The sequence below is a fragment of the Streptomyces composti genome, assembly GCF_012034205.1.
Lineage (GTDB): Bacteria > Actinomycetota > Actinomycetes > Streptomycetales > Streptomycetaceae > Streptomyces > Streptomyces composti.
This window is the reverse complement of the sequence record NZ_JAATEM010000007.1, coordinates 13151-32048: the sequence shown is the minus strand read 5'-3', so window position 1 is coordinate 32048 and position 18898 is coordinate 13151. Positions and strand designations below refer to the sequence as shown.

At 73.0% G+C, this 18898-nt stretch carries 17 protein-coding genes; 7 read left to right on the top strand and 10 right to left on the bottom strand.

The window, feature by feature from the left end; all coding sequences use genetic code 11:
• The first annotated feature begins 102 nt into the window (after positions 1–102).
• The 4 genes from HCJ93_RS07370 (at position 103) to HCJ93_RS07355 (ending at position 4195) form a co-directional block, all read left to right on the top strand.
• The gene (locus tag HCJ93_RS07370; RefSeq protein ID WP_167992222.1) at positions 103–1224 is read left to right on the top strand and encodes an energy-coupling factor ABC transporter permease; all 1122 of its coding nucleotides are present in this window, start codon (positions 103–105) and stop codon (positions 1222–1224) included.
• 1 nt (position 1225) lies between these two features.
• Positions 1226–1987: a cobalt ECF transporter T component CbiQ gene (gene cbiQ / locus HCJ93_RS07365; protein WP_167992220.1), complete on the top strand. Its 762-nt coding sequence runs from the start codon at positions 1226–1228 to the stop codon at positions 1985–1987.
• Entirely contained in the window at positions 1975–2763 is a 789-nt protein-coding gene (locus HCJ93_RS07360) for an energy-coupling factor ABC transporter ATP-binding protein (RefSeq protein WP_167992211.1), read from the top strand. Before cbiQ ends, HCJ93_RS07360 begins: the two co-directional genes overlap by 13 nt.
• Positions 2764–3025: 262 nt before the next feature.
• Positions 3026–4195: a serine hydrolase domain-containing protein gene (locus HCJ93_RS07355; protein ID WP_167992452.1), complete on the top strand. Its 1170-nt coding sequence runs from the start codon at positions 3026–3028 to the stop codon at positions 4193–4195.
• 135 nt (positions 4196–4330) lie between these two features.
• Here the strand turns inward: HCJ93_RS07355 and HCJ93_RS07350 are convergent, their stop codons facing one another.
• The 5 genes from HCJ93_RS07350 to HCJ93_RS07330 form a co-directional block, all read right to left on the bottom strand.
• The gene (locus HCJ93_RS07350; RefSeq protein ID WP_167992209.1) at positions 4331–4606 is read right to left on the bottom strand and encodes a DUF1876 domain-containing protein; all 276 of its coding nucleotides are present in this window, start codon (positions 4604–4606) and stop codon (positions 4331–4333) included.
• 119 nt (positions 4607–4725) lie between these two features.
• Complete coding sequence (locus HCJ93_RS07345; RefSeq protein WP_167992207.1) at positions 4726–5571, bottom strand: EamA family transporter; 846 nt, start codon at positions 5569–5571, stop codon at positions 4726–4728.
• The gene (locus tag HCJ93_RS07340; protein ID WP_167992205.1) at positions 5568–6077 is read right to left on the bottom strand and encodes a YbaK/EbsC family protein; all 510 of its coding nucleotides are present in this window, start codon (positions 6075–6077) and stop codon (positions 5568–5570) included. Before HCJ93_RS07340 ends, HCJ93_RS07345 begins: the two co-directional genes overlap by 4 nt.
• A gap of 177 nt (positions 6078–6254) precedes the next feature.
• Positions 6255–8492, bottom strand: a complete 2238-nt coding sequence (locus tag HCJ93_RS07335) for an MMPL family transporter (protein WP_167992203.1) — start codon at positions 8490–8492, stop codon at positions 6255–6257.
• A gap of 106 nt (positions 8493–8598) precedes the next feature.
• Complete coding sequence (locus HCJ93_RS07330) at positions 8599–9198, bottom strand: TetR/AcrR family transcriptional regulator (protein WP_167992451.1); 600 nt, start codon at positions 9196–9198, stop codon at positions 8599–8601.
• A 208-nt stretch (positions 9199–9406) separates the two neighbouring features.
• On the opposite strand from HCJ93_RS07330, the gene HCJ93_RS07325 reads away from it, so the two are divergent.
• The gene (locus HCJ93_RS07325) at positions 9407–12769 is read left to right on the top strand and encodes a S41 family peptidase (RefSeq protein WP_167992201.1); all 3363 of its coding nucleotides are present in this window, start codon (positions 9407–9409) and stop codon (positions 12767–12769) included.
• Between the two features lie 94 nt (positions 12770–12863).
• Here the strand turns inward: HCJ93_RS07325 and HCJ93_RS07320 are convergent, their stop codons facing one another.
• The 4 genes from HCJ93_RS07320 to HCJ93_RS07305 all read right to left on the bottom strand — a co-directional run bounded on the left by HCJ93_RS07320 (position 12864) and on the right by HCJ93_RS07305 (position 16480).
• Positions 12864–13040 (bottom strand): hypothetical protein, encoded by a 177-nt coding sequence (locus tag HCJ93_RS07320; RefSeq protein ID WP_167992199.1) that lies wholly within the window; start codon positions 13038–13040, stop codon positions 12864–12866.
• A 76-nt stretch (positions 13041–13116) separates the two neighbouring features.
• Entirely contained in the window at positions 13117–14022 is a 906-nt protein-coding gene (locus HCJ93_RS07315; RefSeq protein WP_167992197.1) for an SDR family oxidoreductase, read from the bottom strand.
• Positions 14019–14948, bottom strand: a complete 930-nt coding sequence (locus HCJ93_RS07310; protein ID WP_167992195.1) for an alpha/beta fold hydrolase — start codon at positions 14946–14948, stop codon at positions 14019–14021. Before HCJ93_RS07310 ends, HCJ93_RS07315 begins: the two co-directional genes overlap by 4 nt.
• On the bottom strand, positions 14945–16480 hold the full coding sequence (locus tag HCJ93_RS07305; RefSeq protein ID WP_167992193.1) for a flavin-containing monooxygenase: 1536 nt from the start codon (positions 16478–16480) through the stop codon (positions 14945–14947). Before HCJ93_RS07305 ends, HCJ93_RS07310 begins: the two co-directional genes overlap by 4 nt.
• Before the next feature lie 177 nt (positions 16481–16657).
• Here HCJ93_RS07305 and HCJ93_RS07300 point away from each other — a divergent pair, with 177 nt between their 5' ends.
• Positions 16658–17326: a MerR family transcriptional regulator gene (locus HCJ93_RS07300; RefSeq protein ID WP_167992449.1), complete on the top strand. Its 669-nt coding sequence runs from the start codon at positions 16658–16660 to the stop codon at positions 17324–17326.
• 7 nt (positions 17327–17333) lie between these two features.
• Here HCJ93_RS07300 and HCJ93_RS07295 read toward each other — a convergent pair whose 3' ends face one another.
• On the bottom strand, positions 17334–18137 hold the full coding sequence (locus HCJ93_RS07295; RefSeq protein ID WP_167992191.1) for an exodeoxyribonuclease III: 804 nt from the start codon (positions 18135–18137) through the stop codon (positions 17334–17336).
• A gap of 69 nt (positions 18138–18206) precedes the next feature.
• Between HCJ93_RS07295 and HCJ93_RS07290 the strand changes: the two genes are divergently transcribed.
• Positions 18207–18698, top strand: coding sequence for a GNAT family N-acetyltransferase (locus HCJ93_RS07290; RefSeq protein WP_167992190.1), 492 nt, complete (start codon positions 18207–18209; stop codon positions 18696–18698).
• The last annotated feature ends 200 nt before the right edge of the window (positions 18699–18898 follow it).

The following is an 18898-nucleotide window of genomic DNA, read 5'->3' as shown; positions in this document are numbered from 1 at the left end:
GGCGGCCCCGGACGAGCGCGGCGCGGCGCGGTCGTCCGCCCGCCCGGAGAGGCGACCGGCTCGTTCTTGCAAGGTGATTGCAACAGCGGGCATCATCGAAACGTGCACGCACCTGACGGATTCATCGACGCCCCCATATCCGCCGCGGCCGGAGTGCTCGCCGCCGGCGCCATCGCCGTGTCCCTGCGCGGCGCCCGCCGGGAACTCGACGAGCGCACGGCTCCGCTGGCCGGGCTCGTGGCGGCGTTCATCTTCGCCGTCCAGATGCTGAACTTCCCCGTGGCCGCCGGGACCAGCGGCCATCTGCTCGGCGGCGCGCTCGCCGCCATACTGGTGGGCCCCTGTACCGGCGTGCTGTGCGTGTCGGTGGTCCTGCTGCTGCAGGCGTTCCTCTTCGCCGACGGCGGCCTGACCGCGCTCGGCGTCAACATCACCACCATGGCGATCGCCACCGCGGTCACCGCCTACGCCGTGTTCCGGGTGCTGGTGACGCTGCTGCCGCGCACCCGCCGCTCGGTGACCGTCGCCTCCTTCGCCGCCGCCCTGATCTCCGTCCCGGCCTCCGCCGTCGTCTTCACCCTGCTCTACGCGATCGGCGGCACCACCGAGGTGTCCATCGCCAAGGTGGCCACGGCCATGGTGGGCGTGCACGTCCTCATCGGCATCGGCGAGGCCGTGATCACCGCCCTGACCGTCGGCGCCGTCGTCGCCGTGCGCCCGGACCTGGTGCACGGGGCGCGCGGGCTGCGGCAGCGGCTGAAGCTGCGGGTGAACGGCGAGCTGGTCGACGCCCCGGAGAGCGAGCCGGCTCCGGCCCGCTCCCCGCGCAAGGTGTGGATCGCGGGCCTGGTGGCGTCCCTGGTACTGGCCGGCTTCGTCAGCTTCTACGCCTCGGCGAACCCGGACGGCCTGGAGAAGGTGGCCACCGACCACGGCATCGACGAGAAGGCCGAGGAGCACCCCTACGCCGACTCCCCGCTCGCCGACTACGCCGTCAAGGACGTCGACGACGAGCGGCTGTCCGGCGGACTCGCGGGCGTGATCGGCGTCACCGTCACGGTGGTGGCCGGCACCGGGGTGTTCTGGGTGGTGCGCAGGCGGCGCACGGACGACGGCAGCGGCGAGCCCGGCGACGGCCGCGGCAGGAGCGACAACGACGACAGCGGCCGGGACGGCGGCGGCTCGGACGCGGACTCGTCCAGCACCACGTCCAGCCCGGTCTGACATGGGTGCCGGGCACGCCCACCGGTTGTACCGGCACGGGAACTCCCCTGTGCACCGGCTCCCGCCGCACACCAAGATCACCGCGGTCCTCGCCTTCGTGCTGATCGTGGTCTCGACCCCGCGCGAGGCGATGTGGGCCTTCGCGGTGTACGCCGGGCTGCTCGCCCTGGTTGCGTACGCCGCCCGCGTCCCGCCCGGCTTCCTGCTGAGACGGCTGCTGATCGAGGTGCCGTTCGTGGCGTTCGCGGTGCTGCTGCCGTTCGTCGCCGAGGGCGAGCGGACCGAGGTGCTCGGGCTGTCGCTGAGCGTCGAGGGGCTGTGGGGCGCCTGGAACGTCCTGGCCAAGGGCACCCTGGGCGTCGCCGCCTCGGTGCTGCTCGCGGCCACCACCGAGCTGCGCGAGCTGCTGCTCGGCCTGCAGCGCCTCAAACTGCCGCCGCTGCTGGTGCAGATCGCGAGCTTCATGATCCGCTACGGGGATGTGATCACCGACGAGATGCGGCGCATGCGGATCGCCCGCGAGTCCCGCGGCTTCGAGGCGCGCGGGGTGCGCCACTGGGGCGTGCTGGCCAAGTCGGCGGGCGCGCTGTTCATCCGCTCCTACGAGCGCGGCGAGCGGGTGCATCTGGCGATGGTCAGCCGCGGCTACTCCGGCTCGATGCCGGTCATCGACGAGGTGACCGCATCCCGGGCGCAGTGGTCGCACGCACTCGCCCTCCCCGCTGCCGCCCTCGTCGTCTGTCTGCTGGGATGGGTGCTGTGACTGCCGATACGACCCCCGCGCCCCCGTCCCTCGAGGTCTCCGGGCTCGCCTTCGCCTACCCCGACGGCCACCAGGCCCTGTTCGGTGTGGACTTCTCCATCGCCCGCGGTGAGCGGGTCGCCCTGCTCGGCCCGAACGGCGCCGGCAAGACCACGCTCGTGCTGCACCTCAACGGCATCCTCACCGGCGGCACCGGCACGGTGAGGGTGGCCGGACTGCCCGTGGACAAGCGGCACATGGCCGAGATCCGGCGCCGGGTCGGCATCGTCTTCCAGGACCCGGACGACCAGCTGTTCATGCCGACGGTGCGGGAGGACGTGGCGTTCGGTCCTGCGGCGTCCGGGCTGAAGGGGCCCGAGCTGGAGGAGCGGGTGGACCGGGCGCTCGGCCTGGTCGGCATGCGGGAGTTCAAGGACCGGCCCCCGCACCACCTGTCCTTCGGGCAGCGGCGCCGGGTGGCGGTGGCGACGGTGCTGGCGATGGAGCCGGAGATCCTGGTCCTGGACGAGCCGTCGTCCAACCTGGACCCCGCCTCCCGCCGGGAACTGGCGGACATCCTGCGCTCCCTGGACGTCACCGTCCTGATGGTCACCCACGACCTGCCCTACGCCCTGGAGCTGTGCCCGCGCTCGCTGATCCTCAGCGAGGGCACGATCGCGGCGGACGGCCCGACGGCCGAGCTGCTCTCCGACGACGAGCTGATGCGCGCCCACCGCCTGGAACTGCCGTTCGGCTTCGACCCGCGTTCGGTGCGGGCGTCTTCCGCCCCCTCCTGAACGCGCCGCCCGGCACGGGTGCACGACGACAGGCCCCGGACCTGGACGCCCCCGGAGGCACGCGCGCCCGGCCGCCGGAGGCATGTGGGTCTCGACACTCCGGCGACCGCGGTGGCCGTATCGGCATTACGATCGTGCGCGGCCAGTCCGGCCAAGGAATCACAGGCGAACCGCGGCTGTTGCATTCACTGTCACAGGCGACTGCCGGACCGCAGCGCATGCGACGGCAACGGCGGCACATCGGAAGGGGCCTACGGACGTGGTGGACGTGCACGGCACGGTGGCCGAGGGTTTCGAACCCGTTCGCGAGGCTTTCGCACGGAACTTCGCCGCGCTCGGTGAGCGCGGCGCCGCGGTCGCCGTCTACCGGCACGGGCGCCGGGTCGTCGACCTGTGGGGCGGCGTGCAGGACGCCGACGGGCGGGACGGCGGCGAGCCGTGGCGGCGGGAGACCGCCCAGGTGGTCCGCTCGGCGACCAAGGGCGTGGCCGCGGCGGCCCTGCTGATGCTGCACCAGCGCGGCGAGCTGGACCTGGACGCCCCGGTCGGCCACTACTGGCCCGAGTTCAAGGCCAACGGCAAGGAGCAGGTGCTGGTCCGGCACGTGCTGAACCACCGCGCCGGGCTGCCCGTGCTGGACCGGCCGCTCACCCCCGAGGAGGCCGCCGATCCGCAGCGGGCCGCCGAGGCGATGGCCGGCCAGGCACCGGTGTGGGAGCCGGGCACGGACCACGGCTACCACGCGCTCACCTACGGCTGGCTGGTCGACGAACTGGTCCGGCGCACGACCGGCCTGGGCTCCGGCGAGTGGACGGCCCGCGAGATCGCCGGGCCGCTGGGCCTGGACCTGTGGATCGGGCTGCCCGACGAGCAGGCGCACCGGGTCGGACGGGTCGGTCCCGTGGACGGCCCGGAGCCCGCCGGCGCGCTGCGCGCCCGGCCGAAGCCCGCGGTCACCGAGGCCTACGCCGACCCCGCGTCCCTCACCCGCCGGGCCTTCGCCGCGATCACCCCGTTCCCCGACCAGAACGACCCGGCGTTCCGCGCGGCGGCCCTGCCCGCCGCCAACGGCATCGCCACCGCGGACGGTCTGGCCCGTTTCTACGCCTCCCTGATCGGAGAGGTCGACGGCATACGGCTGCTGAGCCCGGCCACCGTCGGCCTCGCCCGCGCCGAGGAGTCGGCGGGCCCCGACCGGGTTCTGGTGGTCGGCACCCGCTTCGGCCTCGGCTACATGCTGCACGGCAGCGCCTCGCCGTTCCTGGCGCCGGGCTCCTTCGGTCATCCCGGCCGCGGCGGCTCCCTGGGGTTCGCCGACCCGGAGACCGGCATCGCCTTCGGCTACGTCACCAACGGCTTCCGCAAGACGGTGACCGCGGATCCCCGCGCCCAGGCACTGGTCCGGGCGGTGCGCTCGGCGATCGGCGCCTGACCTCGCGTATCACCTGCCCGTATTGCTTGCCGCATCGGCGCCCGGCGTCCCGGGCCGGGCACCCCCGGTGCCCGAGGGACCCTGACGCCCTGCCTCGGGCACCCGAGTCGCCGTACCGGCGTCCGGCGCCCCCGGTCAGACGTGGATCGGGTGGGAGACCCGTCCCGACGCCTGGTCGATCTCGTCGTGCGCCTTGGTCAGCAGCCGCATCGCCAGTTCGTTGAGCGCCCGGGCCCCGGCGATCTCCTCCCCGACCCTGGGCTGATTCGGGTCCGTGTAGTGCCTGGTGGCGTGTCCGTGTGCCCGCACCTCGGAGCCGTCGGGCAGGCGGACCATCGCCACCGCGCGGGTGTGCGTGTCGTCCTCCATGAACTCCAGCTCCACGTGCCATCCCACAGCGGTGTGCATCATGACGATCACCTCCGGAAGAGCTACTTCCAGGGTGCGCCCGCCGCTCCGCCTCCGCACCCGCCGCGGCGGGCCCGCCGGTCACCCGGACGGCGGTGTCCGGGGTGCGGCATCAGCCGGCGCTATCCCGCGTGCAGCATCAGCCCGATCCCCAGCACCATCAGCCCGGCCGCCGCGATCCGGGGCGCGCCGAACCGCTCCTTGAAGAACACCGCGCCGATGGCGGCGCCGACGATGATGGACGATTCGCGCAGCGCGGCGATCGGAGCGAGCGCGGCGCGGGTCTGGGCCCACAGGACGAGGCCGTAGGCGAGGACGGACATGGCGGCGCCGAGCAGGCCGAGGCGCAGGTGCGGGCGCAGCATGGCCGCCGTGCCGCCGCGCCGGCGCCACAGGACGTAGGCGGGGATGAACGTGCCCTGGACCGTCATCAGCCAGGCGACATATCCGAGGGAGGAGCCGGAGGCGCGCACGCCGATTCCGTCGACGACCGTGTACGCGGCGATGCTCAGCCCGGTGGCGAGCGCGGCCGTGATGGCCGGCCAGTCGGGGCGGCGTCCGCGCAGCCCCCACAGAGCGACGCCGGTGAGGCCGGCGCAGGACACGGCCAGACCGGCGGCGGCCCAGGTGCCGGGCACCTCGTGCGCGAAGACGGCGGCGAGCACGGCCACGACCAGGGGCGCACTGCCCCGGGCGATGGGGTAGGCCTGCCCGAAGTCGCCGAGTTCGAAGGAGCGCATCAGCAGGGCGTAGTAGGCCATGTGGAGTGCGGCCGAGCCCAGCAGACAGGGCCAGGCCGCGGCCGCCGGGACCGGCACGAACGGGGTGAGCGCGAGGCCGATGAGCAGGCCGCCGCCGGAGATCAGGGCGAAGCCGGCGAGTTTGTCGGTGATGCGGTGGGCCAGCGCGTTCCAGCCGGCGTGGGTGACCGCGGCGAGCAGGACCGCCGCGGTGACCAGGGGTGTCACGAGGAGCGCTCGCGCACGTCCGCCAGGGTGGCGCCGGCGTGGGCGATCAGCGCCTTGGGTTCCATCGGGAAGACGGTGTGCGGGGTGCCGGCCGCGGCCCAGACCAGCTCGTGGTCGAGCAGGGAGCGGTCGGCGAGGACGCGGGTGGCGGTGCGGTGGCCGAAGGGCGGCACGCCGCCGATGGCGTATCCGGTGGTCTCCCGTACGACCTCGGCCTTGGCTCGGGTGACCCGCTCGGCGCCGAGCTCCTGCCGGAGCAGCTCGACGTCGACCCGGGAGGCCCCGTCCATCAGCACCAGCACCGGCTCGCCGTCCGCGGCGAAGATGAGCGACTTGCAGATCTCGCTCAGCTCGCAGCCGAGCGCGGCGGCGGCCTCGGCGGCGGTGCGGGTGGCGTCCGGGAAGCGGCGAACCTGCGCCAGCAGCTCGGTGAGGCCCAGCCGGCGCAGGGCTTCGGCGAACCGGGGGTGGGCCCCGTTGCTCTCGGCGTCGGGTGTGGTCGTCATGGGGGGCACCGTAGCGGTCGGTGCAGAGGGCACGCGACGGTGTTCCGCCCCATGGACAGGGCCCCCGGACGCGAGGAAGCCGGTGAGGGCGCCCGTCCCACGGAGCCCTCACCGGCTTCGTCCAGCCGCGGTCCCAGGGTCACACCGGGGTGTGCCGGCCGCGCCGGTTCACGGGTGTCACACCCGCGCCAGTTCCCGGTCCTCGTCCGGGTCGCCGTCCCCGCGCGCGGCGTCGGCGCCGGTGCGCAGGCCCTCGCCCTCGACGTCGACGTCGGGCAGGACCCGGTCCAGCCACTTCGGCAGCCACCAGGCCTTGTGGCCGAGGAGGGCGAGGACCGCGGGGACGATCGCCATGCGGACGATGAACGCGTCGAAGAAGACGGCGACCGCGAGGCCGAAGCCGATCATCTTGACCATCGACTCGGTGGAGCCGATGAAGCCGGAGAAGACCGCGATCATGATGACCGCCGCGGCCGTCACCACCCGGGCGCCGTGCCGGAAGCCGGTCACCACGGCCTGGCCGGGCTTCTCGCCGTGGACGTAGGCCTCCCGCATGCGGGTCACCAGGAACACCTCGTAGTCCATGGCGAGGCCGAAGACCACGCCGACCATGAAGATCGGCATCATCGACATCACCGGGCCGGTCTCCTCGACGTTCATGAGACCGGACAGCCAGCCCCACTGGAAGACCGCGACCACCGCGCCCAGCGCCGCCAGCACGGACAGCAGGAAGCCGAGGGCCGCCTTCAGCGGAACCAGGACCGAGCGGAAGACCACGATCAGCAGCAGGAACGCAAGGCCCACGACGAGGATCAGATACGGCACGAGCGCGTCGTTGAGCTTCTGCGAGACGTCGATGTTCATCGCGGTGGCGCCGGTGACCAGGACCTCGGCGCCGGAGTCGGCCGTGATGCCGGCGCCCGCGTCCCGGATGTCGTGCACCAGCTCCTCGGTGGTCACCGAGGACGGCTTGGCGTCCGGGATCACGGTGATGGTGGCCGTGTCGCCGGCCTTGTTGGGCTGGGCCGGGGTCACCGTCACCACGTTGTCCAGGCCCTTGATCTCCTCGCCGGTCCGCTGGAAGGCGGCCTGCGCGTCGTCGCTGCCCGCGGCGTCGACGACGACCAGCAGCGGGCCGTTGAAGCCGGGGCCGAAGCCCTCGGACAGCAGGTCGTAGGCGCGGCGCTGGGTGGTGGAGACCGGCTGGGAGCCGTCGTCGGGCAGGCCGAGCTCCAGGGAGGACGCGGGGACGGCGGCGGCGCCGAGGCCCAGGACGCCGAGCAGCAGCACCGCCACGGGCCGCCGGACGACGAGGCGGGCCCAGCGGGTGCCCATGTTGGGGCGCTGCCCGTCGCCGGTGCCCTCGGCCTTCGTCCGTCCGCCGCCGAGCAGCCTGCTCTTCTGCCCCGCGGGGCGGACCCTGCGGCCGGCGTAGCCGAGCAGCGCGGGGATCAGGGTGAGGGCGATCAGTACGGCGATGGCGACGGTGCCGGCGGCGGCGAGGCCCATCTTGGTCAGCATCGGGATGTTGACCACGGACAGGCCGACCAGGGCGATGACGACGGTGAGACCGGCGAAGACCACGGCCGAGCCCGCGGTGCCGGTGGCGCGTCCTGCGGCCTCCTCCCGGTCCCGGCCCTCGGCCAGCTCCGCGCGGTAGCGGGAGACGATGAACAGCGCGTAGTCGATGCCGACGGCGAGGCCGATCATCGTGGCGAGGATCGAGGTGGTGGAGCCGAGGTCGAGGGCGGCGGCCAGCGCGGAGATGGTCGCCACGCCGATGCCGACGCCGATGACCGCGGTGAGCAGCGGCAGCCCGGCGGCCAGCAGCGAGCCGAAGGTGATCACCAGTACGACCGCGGCGATGCCTATGCCGATGATCTCGGCGGCCCCGGTGTGCGGCACGGTCTGCAGCGCGTCGCCGCCGATCTCCACGGTCAGGCCGGAGTCGCGGGCGTCCTCGGCGGCGTCCTTCAGGGCGTCGCGGGAGGAGTCCGCCAGCTCCATGCCGGAGACCTTGTAGGTGACCGAGGCGTAGGCGATGGTGCCGTCCCGGCTGACGCCGCCGCCCTGGTAGGGGTCGGTGACGGCGGCGACCTCGGGGCCGCCGGAGAGCTGCTCGACGGTCTCGGTGACGGCGGCCTTGTTCCCGGGGTCCGTCATCTTCTCGCCGGCGGGTGCCTTGAAGACGACGCGGGCGGTCGCCCCGTCGGCGCTGGCGCCGGGGAAGCGGTCCTCCAGCAGGTCGAAGGCCTTCTGGGCCTCGGTGCCGGGGATGGAGAAGGAGGCGGTGCCGGCGGCGGGAGCGCCCGCCGCGCCGACGCCCGCGAGTGTCAGCAGCGCCACCCAGATCAGGGCGACGACATGCCGTCGCCGGAAGGCGAGTCGGCCGAGTCGGTAGAGGAAAGTGGCCACGAGGGCTCAACTCCCGGTCAGGTCGTGGGTTCTTCTGGGCAGGGTCGATCGGCCCGACGACATGAGCGGTGCGTCAGGTGCCTTGGGGTGGCTGACTCGGGGAAGGTCAGTGGACGGGGACGCCGAGGGCGGGGAGGACCACGGCGTCGATGTACGAGGCGAGGAACTCTCTGGTGGGCGGCAGATCGTCGATCAGAGACCGGGTGGCGAACGCGCCGACCAGCATGTGGATCATGTAGTCCAGCGCGGGGTTGTCGGCGCGGATCTCGCCCCGGTCGACCGCCCGCCGGATGATCCGCTGCAGCTCCTCCATCTCCGGCTCCACCAGCAGTTCCTTGAAGGCCTGGCGCAGTTCGGAGTTGGTGTGCGCCGCCATGGCCAGCGCCCGCATCAGCGCGGCGTTGCGTTCCATGACGTAGTCGTCCTCGCGGGCGACGATCGCGTGCAGGTCGCCCCGCAGCGACCCGGTGTCGATGTCCGCGATGCTGCCGGGCTTCTGGCAGCGCATCGCCTTGACCACCAGCTCGGCCTTGCCGCCCCACTGGCGGTAGAGGGTGGCCTTGCTGGAGCGGGTGCGGGCGGCCACGGCGTCCATGGTCAGGGCGTCGTAGCCGACCTCACGGAGCAGCTCGAGCACGGCCTGGTACAGCTCGGCCTCGCGCTCGGGGGTGATCCGGCTGCGACGTGCCGTGCCGCCGTCCGTCATCCCGCTCACCTCTCTGCTCCGGTCCTCGCCACGCCGTCCTCCGCGAGCTGCCCCTGAAGCCTCCGCGGCCCCGGCCTCTTGGAGAACGACACGGTTTCGTACACCACGAAGCTACCGCACCCTTTAAGAGAACGAAACCGTTTCGTACGTGTCCTGGGTCACGCGCACCCGAGTTGCCCGGGCCCGGGGCCCGGAAAAGCATGGGGAGGTGAGCTATCTGCGCCTGCCGCATCTCCACGACGACCTGCTGTGCTTCGTGACCGAGGACGACCTCTGGCTCGCCCCGCTCGACGGCCCCGGCCGGGCCTGGCGGCTCACCGTCGACCGCACCAAGCTCGGCCCGCCCCGCTTCTCCCCGGACGGACGGCACATCGCGTACACCAGCTGGCGCAGTTTCGACCCCGAGGTCCATCTGGTCCCGGTGGACGGCGGCCCCGGCCGCCGGCTGACCTACTGGGGCACCTCCGACACCCAGGTCCGCGGCTGGGCTCCCCCCGACGACGACGGCCACGCCGAGATCCTCGCCGTCACCTCGCACGGCGAGCCCTTCTCCTACTTCACCTGGGCCTACAAGCTGGCCTGCGACGGCAGCCCCGGCCGCAAGCTGCCCTGGGGCCCGGTCTCCGACATCCAGGTCGCCGACATCGACGGCGAACGCAGGACGCTGCTGCTCACCGGCACCCCGCCGCACGAGCCCGCCTCCTGGAAGCGCTACCGGGGCGGGGCGACGGGCCGGCTCTGGCTGCACGGGCACCGGCTGCTCGCGGACATCGGGGGGCACCTGGAGTCGCCGATGTTCGTCGGCGGCCGGATCGCCTTCCTCTCCGACCACGAGGGCGTCGGCAACCTCTACTCCTGCGCCTACGACGGCTCCGACCTGCGCCGGCACACCGACCACGACGCCTTCTACGCCCGCGCCGCCTCCACCGACGGTCGCCGGGTGGTCTACCAGTGCGCCGGCGACCTGTGGATCGTGGACGACCTGTCCCCCGACTCGGTGCCCCGCAAGCTCGACGTGCGGCTGAGCGGGCCGCGCGCCGGGCGCCGCCGCTACCAGGTGCCCGCCGCCCAGAACCTGGACGGCTTCTCGGTCGACGAGACCGGCCGGGCCAGCGCCGTCGTCGTCCGCGGCAGCCTGTACTGGCTCACCCACCGCGACGGCCCCGCCCGCACCCTGGTCGACGTCCCCGGCGTACGGGTGCGGCTGCCGGAGATGCTCGGCGCGACCGGGCGGGTGGCGTATGTGACGGACGCCGAGGGCGAGGACGCCATCGAGATCGCCTCCCTGCCGCGGGCCAGTGGCCAGCGCGCGCCCCGGCGGCTGGCCGCGGGCCGGCTGGGCCGGGTCCTGGAGCTGGTGTCCGACCCCGAGGGCGAACGGCTGGCGGTCGCCTCGCACGACGGACGGCTGCTGCTCGTCGACGCGGGCGAGGAGACCTCCCCCGAGGCGACGGCCGGCGGCGAAGGGAGCTCCCCCGAGGCGACGGCCGGCGGCCAGGAGACCTCCCCTGACGGCGAGGGGCCGGGCACCGGGCCCTCCGACGGCGTCACCGAGCTGATCCGCTCCGTCAACGGCCCGGTGCGGGACCTGGCGTTCTCACCGGACGGCTCCTGGGTCGCCTGGTCCCATCCCGGCATCGGCCGCTCGCTGCGGCAGATCAAACTCGCCCGCATCAAGGACCGTCTCGTCGTCGACGTCACCGACGGCCGCTTCGAGGACGAGAACCCGGTCTTCACCCGCGACGGCCGCTACCTCGCCTTCCTCTCCTGGCGCGGCTTCGACCCGGTGTACGACGTGCACACCGGCGACCTCTCCTTCCCGCTGGGCTGCCGCCCCTACCTGGTGCCGCTGTCGTCCGCGACCCCCTCCCCGTTCGCGCTGAACCCCGAGGGCCGCCCGGCCGCCGGGGGCATGGACCCGGTGGAGACGGACGAGGGCGAGGAGGGCGGCACGGTCACCGTCGAGGCGGAGGGCCTGGAGAGCAGGGTGACCCCGTTCCCGGTCGCCGCCTCCAAGTACTCGGCGCTGCAGCCGGTGGCGGGCGGCGGGCTGGTGTGGCTGCGCTGGCCCCTCTCCGGCGCGCTCGGCGAGACCTTCGCCAACCCGGACGACACCAGCGAACGGCCGACGCTGGAGTACTTCAACATCATCAAGGCGAAGAGGTACGAACTGGTGCAGCACCTGGACGCGTTCGCCGTCAGCGGCGACGGCACCCGGCTCGTCGTGGCCGACGAGGGCGAGCTGCGCGCGGTGCCCGCCACCGAGGCCGGCGACAGCGACTCCACCGTCTGGATCGACCTGCGGCGCATCCTGCACGAGGCCGACCCGCCCGCCGAGTGGCGCGGCGCCTACGAGGAGGCGGGCCGGCTGATCCGCGCCTACTTCTGGGACCCCGGCATGTGCGGCATCGACTGGGACGGCGTGCTCGACCAGTACCGGCCCCTGGTCGAACGCGTCGCCTCCCCCGACGAGTTCGCCGACCTGCTGCGCGAGGTGCTCGGCGAACTCGGCACCTCCCACGCCTATGTCACCCCCGCCCGCCGCAACGAGGGCCCACCGCACTACCGCCGCCCGCAGGGCCTGCTCGGCGCCAACTTCGTGCGCCGCGAGGGCGGCTGGGCGGTCAAGCGGATCCTGCCCGGCGAGTCCTCCGACTCCCGGGCCCGCTCCCCGCTGGCCGGCACCGGCATCCGCGACGGCGCCGTCCTCACCCATGTCGACGGCCGCCCCGTCGACCCGGTCACCGGCCCCTACCCGCTGCTCGCGGGCGCCGGCGGCACCACGGTCGAGCTGACCTTCCGCCCGGCGCCCGAGCCAGGACGTCCCGCCGCCGAGGGTCCGCCCCGCCGGGTCGCCGTCGTCCCCCTCGTCGACGAACGCCCTCTGCGCTACCAGGACTGGGTCGCCAAACGCCGCGCAGTGGTACGCGAGTTGAGCGGCGGCCGGTGCGGCTATCTGCACATCCCCGACATGGGCGGCTCCGGCTGGGCCCAGTTCAACCGCGACCTGCGCATGGAGGTGTCCCGCCCGGCCCTCATCGTCGACGTCCGCGGCAACGCCGGCGGCCACATCAGCGAGCTGGTCGTCGAGAAGCTGACCCGCACCATCCTCGGCTGGGACCTCACCCGCAACGCCCAGCCGGTGTCGTACGCCTCCAACGCCCCGCGCGGCCCGGTGGTGGCTCTGGCGGACGAGGCGACCAGCTCGGACGGCGACATGATCACCGCGGCCTTCAAACTGCTCGGGCTGGGCCCGGTGGTGGGCCAGCGCACCTGGGGCGGAGTGGTCGGCATGACCGGCCGCCACCGCCTCGGCGACGGCACGGTGATCACGGTCCCGATGAACGCGGCCTGGTTCGACGCCTACGGCTGGTCCGTCGAGAACAAGGGCGTCACCCCCGACCTGGAGGCCCTGCGCACCCCGCTGGACTGGGCCGAGGGCCGCTACGCCCAGCTCGACGACGCGGTACGCCTCGCCCTCGACCTCCTGGAGACCAACCCCCCGGCCACACCCCCCGACTACTCCGACGTCCCCGACCGCTCAAGACCGAAGCTCCCGCCCCGCTCTTGAACAAGCGGCACGGAAGGCTCTTGAACAAGCGGCACGAGAGCGGGGCACCCCGCGAAGACGCAGGGTGCCCCGCTCTCGAGGCCGAGGCCGGGAGCTACACCTCGTGGTCCCGGTCGAACCGCTCCTCCTGCTCCCGCCGCTGCGGCTCCATGTCCTCGTCGCGACGGCGGCCCGGCTGCTGCTCCCGGCCCGGCTGACGCTGCTGGGTCCGCTGCTTCGCCTGCTCCTTGAGCTGCTCGGCCTTCTCCTGGAACTGGTCCTTCATACCCATGTGGGTTCACTCCCGTGGGGGGTGAGGGAATCTGGCCCGATCAGACTCACACGGGGGATGACCCTGCGCATGTCGATCACTCACGCACCGTAGCCGAGGTCCTCGCAGCCGACGCCCGGTGCTGCTCGTCCGCGCTGCCGCCCGCGCCGACGAGCCCGATCCGCATGCCGTCGAGCCGGTCCGCGAAGCGCCGCATCTCCCGCTGCCCCACCGTCCCGATGAGCGCGGGCAGATAGCCGCGGATGCCCTGCATGCCGCGCAGCCACCACTGCCCGTACACATGGGCGGACCGCCGCTCGATGCCGGCCACGATCCGGTCGACCGCGGGCCCCAGCGGATACGTCTTGTTCGACGGCCACGGCAGCCTCTGCCGCAACTCCCGCATGACGGCGTCCTGATCGGCCCCGCGCACCATGTCGGTGTCGGTCCACGACAGATAGCCGACGCCCACCTTCACGCCCCGGTGGCCCACTTCGGCGCGCAGGCTGTGCGCATACGCCTCCACACCGGACTTGGAGGCGCAGTACGCGGTCATCATGGGCGCCGGGGTGATGGCGGCGAGCGAGGCTATCTGCAGCAGGTAGCCGCGGGACTCCACGAGCAGCGGCAGGAACGCGCGGGCGGTGACCGCGGATCCGATGAGGTTGACCTCGATGACGCGGCGCCAGGCCTCCGGGTCGGAGTCGATGAACGGCCCCCCGGTCACCACACCGGCGTTGGCGACCACGATGTCGACCTTGCCGAAGCGGTTCTTGATCTCACCGGCGACCCGGGCCATCGCCTCGGCGTCGGTGACGTCGGCGTACCAGTGGTCGCTCTCGCTGTGCAGCCGCCCGGAGACCTGCTTGAGGGCGTCCGGCTCGAGACCGACCAGCGCCACCTTCACCCCGCGCGCGGAGAGCTTGCGGGCGAGCAGCTCACCCACGCCGCGGGCCGCTCCGGTGACGACGGCCACCTGTCCTTCGAGACTGACCCTGCTCATGCGCTCTCCTCGGTGGGTACGGAGTTGACGATGTGTTCGGCGACCAGGGCGCGGATCTTCCCGGTGACCAGGTCGGGCGCCTCGACCGGGGTCATGTGGCCGACGCCGGGCAGCTCGGTGAGTCCCCGGCAGTCCGGCAGCGCGGCGGCGATGGTCCGGGCGTGCACGGGCGGGGTGAGCCGGTCCGCCGTGCCCGCGACGATCTCGGTCGGTGCCCGCAACCCGGCGACGGCGGCCTCGAGGTCGAGCGGCTCGAACAGCCGCGACCAGGAGTACCGGACGCGGGTGGGGCAGGCGTGCACGATGCGGGCGCAGGCCTCCACCATCTCCGGGGCCGAAGCGGGCCCCATGGTCGCGTACTTGAGGACCCGTCGGGAGACGGGCGTGACCGGGCCGAGCGGGGCGCGCGCACCGAGGACATGCCGGGTCAGCCAGGTGCGCGCCCGGCCGGGGCGCAGCGGCAGCACGGTGGACTCGGCGACCAGCCGGGAGGCGCCGGTGCTGCACAGCAGCACGGCCGCCGCGTGCTCACGGAGCCCGGGACGGGCGGCGGCGGCCATGATGGCCATGCCGCCCATGGAGTGCCCGGCGATCACGGCCCGTTCGCCCGGCGCGAGGGCGGCGGCCAGCACCGCCTCCAGATCGTCGGCGAGCGCCTGCTCGGTGCACACCGAGGCGGCCGGGCTGCGGCCGTGGCCGCGCTGGTCGTAGGCGATGACCCGGTGGTCGGCGGCCAGTTCGCGGATCTGCGCCGCCCAGAAGGCGGTGGAGCAGGTCCAGCCGTGCGCCAGGACGACTGCGGGCGCGTCGTCGCGGCCGTGCACCTCGACGTGCAGCCGGGCGCCGTCGGCGGAGAGCGCGGTCAGCTCACGGGCGGCGGGCGGCGGGGCGTAGCGGCCCGAGGTGACGTGGGTGAGCCGGCTCATGCGCTCACCTCGGCGTTCTCCGCGGCCTGCTGCGGGCCGGCGGGCGCGTCCTTGGCGGGCGGGCGCAGGACGGCGTACTCGGCGAGGTCCACCCGCCGGGTCTCGCGCCGGAACTCGTAGGTGGTGCCGGGCCAGATGGTGGTGTTGCGCCCGTTGGCGTCGAGGTACCAGCTGGTGCAGCCGCCGGTGTTCCACACGGTGCGCTTCATGCGCTGCTGGACGCGGTGGTTCCAGGCGCGCACGGCGCTGGGGCGGGCGTCGAGGGCGGCGCGGCCGCCGAGGACGTCCAGCTGGCGGAGGTAGTCGGCCATGTAGTTCAGCTGGGACTCGATCATCAGGATCATGGAGGAGTTCCCCAGACCGGTGTTGGGCCCGATGATCGTCATCCAGTTGGGGAAGCCGGAGGCGGATGCTCCGCGCAGCGCCTGCATCCCGTCCTTCCAGGCCTCGGCGAGGGTCTTGCCCTCGGCGCCCACGACCCGCTCGGCGATGGGCATGTCGGTGACGTGGAAGCCGGTGCCGAAGATGATCGCGTCGACCTCCGCCTCGGTGCCGTCGGCGGCCACCACGGTCGAGCCGCGCACCTCGCTCAGGCCGCCGGCGACGACGTCGACATTGGGCTGGGCGAGCGCCGGATAGTAGGTGCTGGACAGCAGGATCCGCTTGCAGCCGATGCGGTAGTCCGGAGTGAGCTTGGCGCGCAGCTCCGGGTCCTTGATGGCGCGGGCCATGTGGCGCTTGGCCAGCGCCTCCACCAGGCCCAGCTCATTGGGGTGCTTGGTGAACGCCTGGACCTGCAGCTCGCGCACGCCCCACAGCAGCCCGCGGCGCAGCTGGGCGGTGAAGGGCAGGGCGCGGTGCAGGGCGCGTTCGGCGGCGCTGATGCTCCGGTCGACGCGCGGCAGCACCCAGGCCGGGGTGCGCTGGAAGAGGGTGAGCCGGGAGACCTCCGGCTGGATGGACGGCACGATCTGGATGGCGGAGGCGCCGGTGCCGATCATGGCGACCCGCTTGCCGCGCAGGTCGTAGTCGTGGTCCCAGCGGGCGGAGTGGAAGACCTTGCCGGGGAAGGTGTCGAGCCCCGGGATGTCCGGGATCTTCGGGTCGGAGAGCGGGCCGGTGGCGGAGACGACGACGTCGGCACTGAGGCTGCCGCTGCTGGTCTCGATGTCCCACCGCAGCCGCTCGGTGTCCCACACCATCCGCTTCACCTCCGAGTCGAAGCGGATGTGGGGGCGCAGCCCGAAGGTGTCGGTGACCCGCTCCAGGTAGGCGCGGATGTGCTCCTGCCCGGAGAAGGAGCGCGGCCAGTCGGGGTTGGGTGCGAAGGAGAACGAGTACAGGTGCGAGGGGACGTCGCAGGCACAGCCGGGGTAGCTGTTGTCCCGCCATGTCCCGCCCACGCTGCTCGCCCGCTCCAGGACGACGAAGTCGGTGATCCCCTCGCGCCGCAGCCGGACGGCGGCGCCCAGCCCGCCGAACCCGGACCCGACCACCGCGACCCGTACATGCTCGTGCTCGTGCTCGGCCATCCCGAAGCCTCCACGCATCGCTCAGAACTCTGCCAGTGAACACTGGCACGATGGGGAGAGTAGAGCAGCCGCCTACTCATGGGTAGGGGGTCGGCGAGGAAAGTTACCGGCGGTACGCCCTAGGCTTCTGACGTGGCAGAGGGCGAGAAGGCATCCGGGGAACGGCGCGAGTACCGCATGGACGAGCTGGCGCGGCTGGCCGGCATCAGCGTGCGGACCCTGCGCTTCTACCGCGAACGCAAGCTCATCCCGCCGCCCCGCCGCGAGGGCCGGATCGCCTGGTACGACGACCACCACCTGGCGCGGCTGCGCACCATCACCGCCCTCCTCGAGCGCGGACACACCCTCAGTGGCATAGCCGAGCTGGCCGAGGCCTTCGACCACGGCCGGGACGTCGGCGAGCTGCTCGGCATGGAACCACCCACCGACGAGACCCCGGTACGTCTCACCCCCGAGGAGCTGGCCGACCGCTTCGCCGGCCAGGACACCCCGGAGAACCTGGCCGCGGCGATGGACCTCGGCTACCTCGGCACCGACGGCCAGCAGATCGTCCACATCAGCCGCCGCCTGCTGGACGTCTCCACCGCCCTGGTCCGCGAGGGCATCCCGCTCGCGGAGGTGCTGCGCGCCGGCAAGGAGGTCCGCACCCACGCCGACACCCTCGCCGACCTCTTCGCGGACCTGATCCTGCGTCACGCCCCCGAGGAGGCCCTGCACCGCCTGCGCCCCCTGGCCCGCAGCGTGGTGGACGCGGAACTCTCCCTCGCCCTGGACCGCCGGCTGCGCAAGCAGCACGAGGGCACTGACGAGACGGACGGGAAGGCCGCCGGGACGGAAGAGCCCTGAACCCGGCCTACTGGTCGTAGACGACGGTCACCGGCGCATGGTCCGACCAGCGCTCCGCGTGCGAGGCCGCCCGCTCCACGTACGCCTTCACCGCCCGCTGTGCGAGCCCTGGCGTGGCGGCGTGGTAGTCGATCCTCCACCCCGTGTCGTTGTCGAAGGCCCGCCCCCGGTAGGACCACCAGGTGTACGGCCCCTCCACATCCGGATGCAGCGCCCGCACGACGTCCACGTAACCGCCGTCGGCCGCGTCGAACACCCGCGACAGCCACTCCCGTTCCTCCGGCAGGAAGCCGGAGTTCCTGGTGTTTCCCCGCCAGTTCTTCAGGTCGGCCTTCTGGTGGGCGATGTTCCAGTCCCCGCAGACCAGCACCTCGCGCCCGCCGGCCGCGGCCCGCTCGCGCAGCGCCTTGAGATGCGCCAGGAACTCCCCGAGGAACCGCATCTTCTCGTCCTGCCGCGCGGTCCCCACCTCACCGGAGGGCAGGTACAGCGAGGCCACCGTCACCCCCGGCAGGTCCATCTCCACGTACCGCCCGCTGCCGTCGAACTCGGCCGACCCGAATCCGACCCGCACCCGGTCCGGTTCCCGCCGGCTGTACAGCGACACCCCGGCCCGCCCCTTCGCGGCGGACGGAGCATGCACCACGTGCCAGCCCTCGGGCTCCCGGACCTCGTCCGGCAGCTGCCCGGGCTCCGCGCGCACCTCCTGCAGGCAGAGCACATCGGCGTCGGTCGCAGCCAGCCACTCCACGAAGCCCTTCCTCGCGGCGGCGCGCAACCCGTTGACATTGACGGAGGTCACAGTGAACACCCCGGCACGATACCGGCACACTGGACGGGTCCCGTCCTCCGCCTGATGGATTGATTTACGGTACTCAGTATGGACATCCGCCGGGTTCCCTTCGACCACCCCGACGCCGTCAAGCTCAACGACGAGGTGCAGGCCGAGTACCACGTCCGCTACGGCGACGGCGGCGACGCCACGCCCCTGGACCCCGCGGACTTCACGCCCCCGAACGGCCTCTACCTGCTCGCCTACGACGAGAACGGCACCCCGGTCGCCTCCGGCGGCTGGCGCGCACGGGACGCCAACGACGAGGGCAACCGCGACGGCGACGCGGAGCTGAAGCGGATGTACGTCATCGAGCAGATGCGCGGCCGCGGCCTGGCCCGCCGCATCCTGGCCGTCCTGGAGGAGGACGCCCGCGCGGCCGGCCGCGTCCGCATGGTCCTGGAGACCGGCACCAAGCAGCCCGAGGCCATCGCCCTCTACACCTCCAGCGGCTACGAGCCCTGCGAGCCCTTCGGCTACTACCGCTTCCACAAGGAAAGCCGCTGCTACGCCAAGCTCCTCCAGCAGCCGGGAACTTAGGCCGGGACGCACCCGGGCGCCGCCTGGTGCCACAGTCACCAGGCGGACCGGCGGTGGCGACGGTCTCCGCCCGTCTGAGGCCCCATCGCCTTCGGCGGGCTCCCGGGCTTCCGCCCCCGACAAGGCCGATCTGCTGGACGCGACCGGGTCCAGGCCGTGACGAGCACGAAAGAACCCCGGCTGGTATCACCAACCGGGGT

Excerpts from the sequence above, each read along its gene's own strand:
- cbiQ (WP_167992220.1), top strand. The coding sequence starts at position 1,226 with ATGGGTGCCGGGCACGCCCACCGGTTGTACCGGCACGGGAACTCCCCT.
- HCJ93_RS07360 (WP_167992211.1), top strand. The coding sequence starts at position 1,975 with ATGGGTGCTGTGACTGCCGATACGACCCCCGCGCCCCCGTCCCTCGAG.
- HCJ93_RS07350 (WP_167992209.1), bottom strand. The coding sequence starts at position 4,606 with ATGATGCACACCGCTGTGGGATGGCACGTGGAGCTGGAGTTCATGGAG.
- HCJ93_RS07340 (WP_167992205.1), bottom strand. The coding sequence starts at position 6,077 with ATGACGACCACACCCGACGCCGAGAGCAACGGGGCCCACCCCCGGTTC.
- HCJ93_RS07330 (WP_167992451.1), bottom strand. The coding sequence starts at position 9,198 with ATGACGGACGGCGGCACGGCACGTCGCAGCCGGATCACCCCCGAGCGC.
- HCJ93_RS07320 (WP_167992199.1), bottom strand. The coding sequence starts at position 13,040 with ATGGGTATGAAGGACCAGTTCCAGGAGAAGGCCGAGCAGCTCAAGGAG.
- HCJ93_RS07315 (WP_167992197.1), bottom strand. The coding sequence starts at position 14,022 with ATGAGCAGGGTCAGTCTCGAAGGACAGGTGGCCGTCGTCACCGGAGCG.
- HCJ93_RS07310 (WP_167992195.1), bottom strand. The coding sequence starts at position 14,948 with ATGAGCCGGCTCACCCACGTCACCTCGGGCCGCTACGCCCCGCCGCCC.
- HCJ93_RS07305 (WP_167992193.1), bottom strand. The coding sequence starts at position 16,480 with ATGGCCGAGCACGAGCACGAGCATGTACGGGTCGCGGTGGTCGGGTCC.
- HCJ93_RS07300 (WP_167992449.1), top strand. The coding sequence starts at position 16,658 with ATGGACGAGCTGGCGCGGCTGGCCGGCATCAGCGTGCGGACCCTGCGC.
- HCJ93_RS07290 (WP_167992190.1), top strand. The coding sequence starts at position 18,207 with ATGGACATCCGCCGGGTTCCCTTCGACCACCCCGACGCCGTCAAGCTC.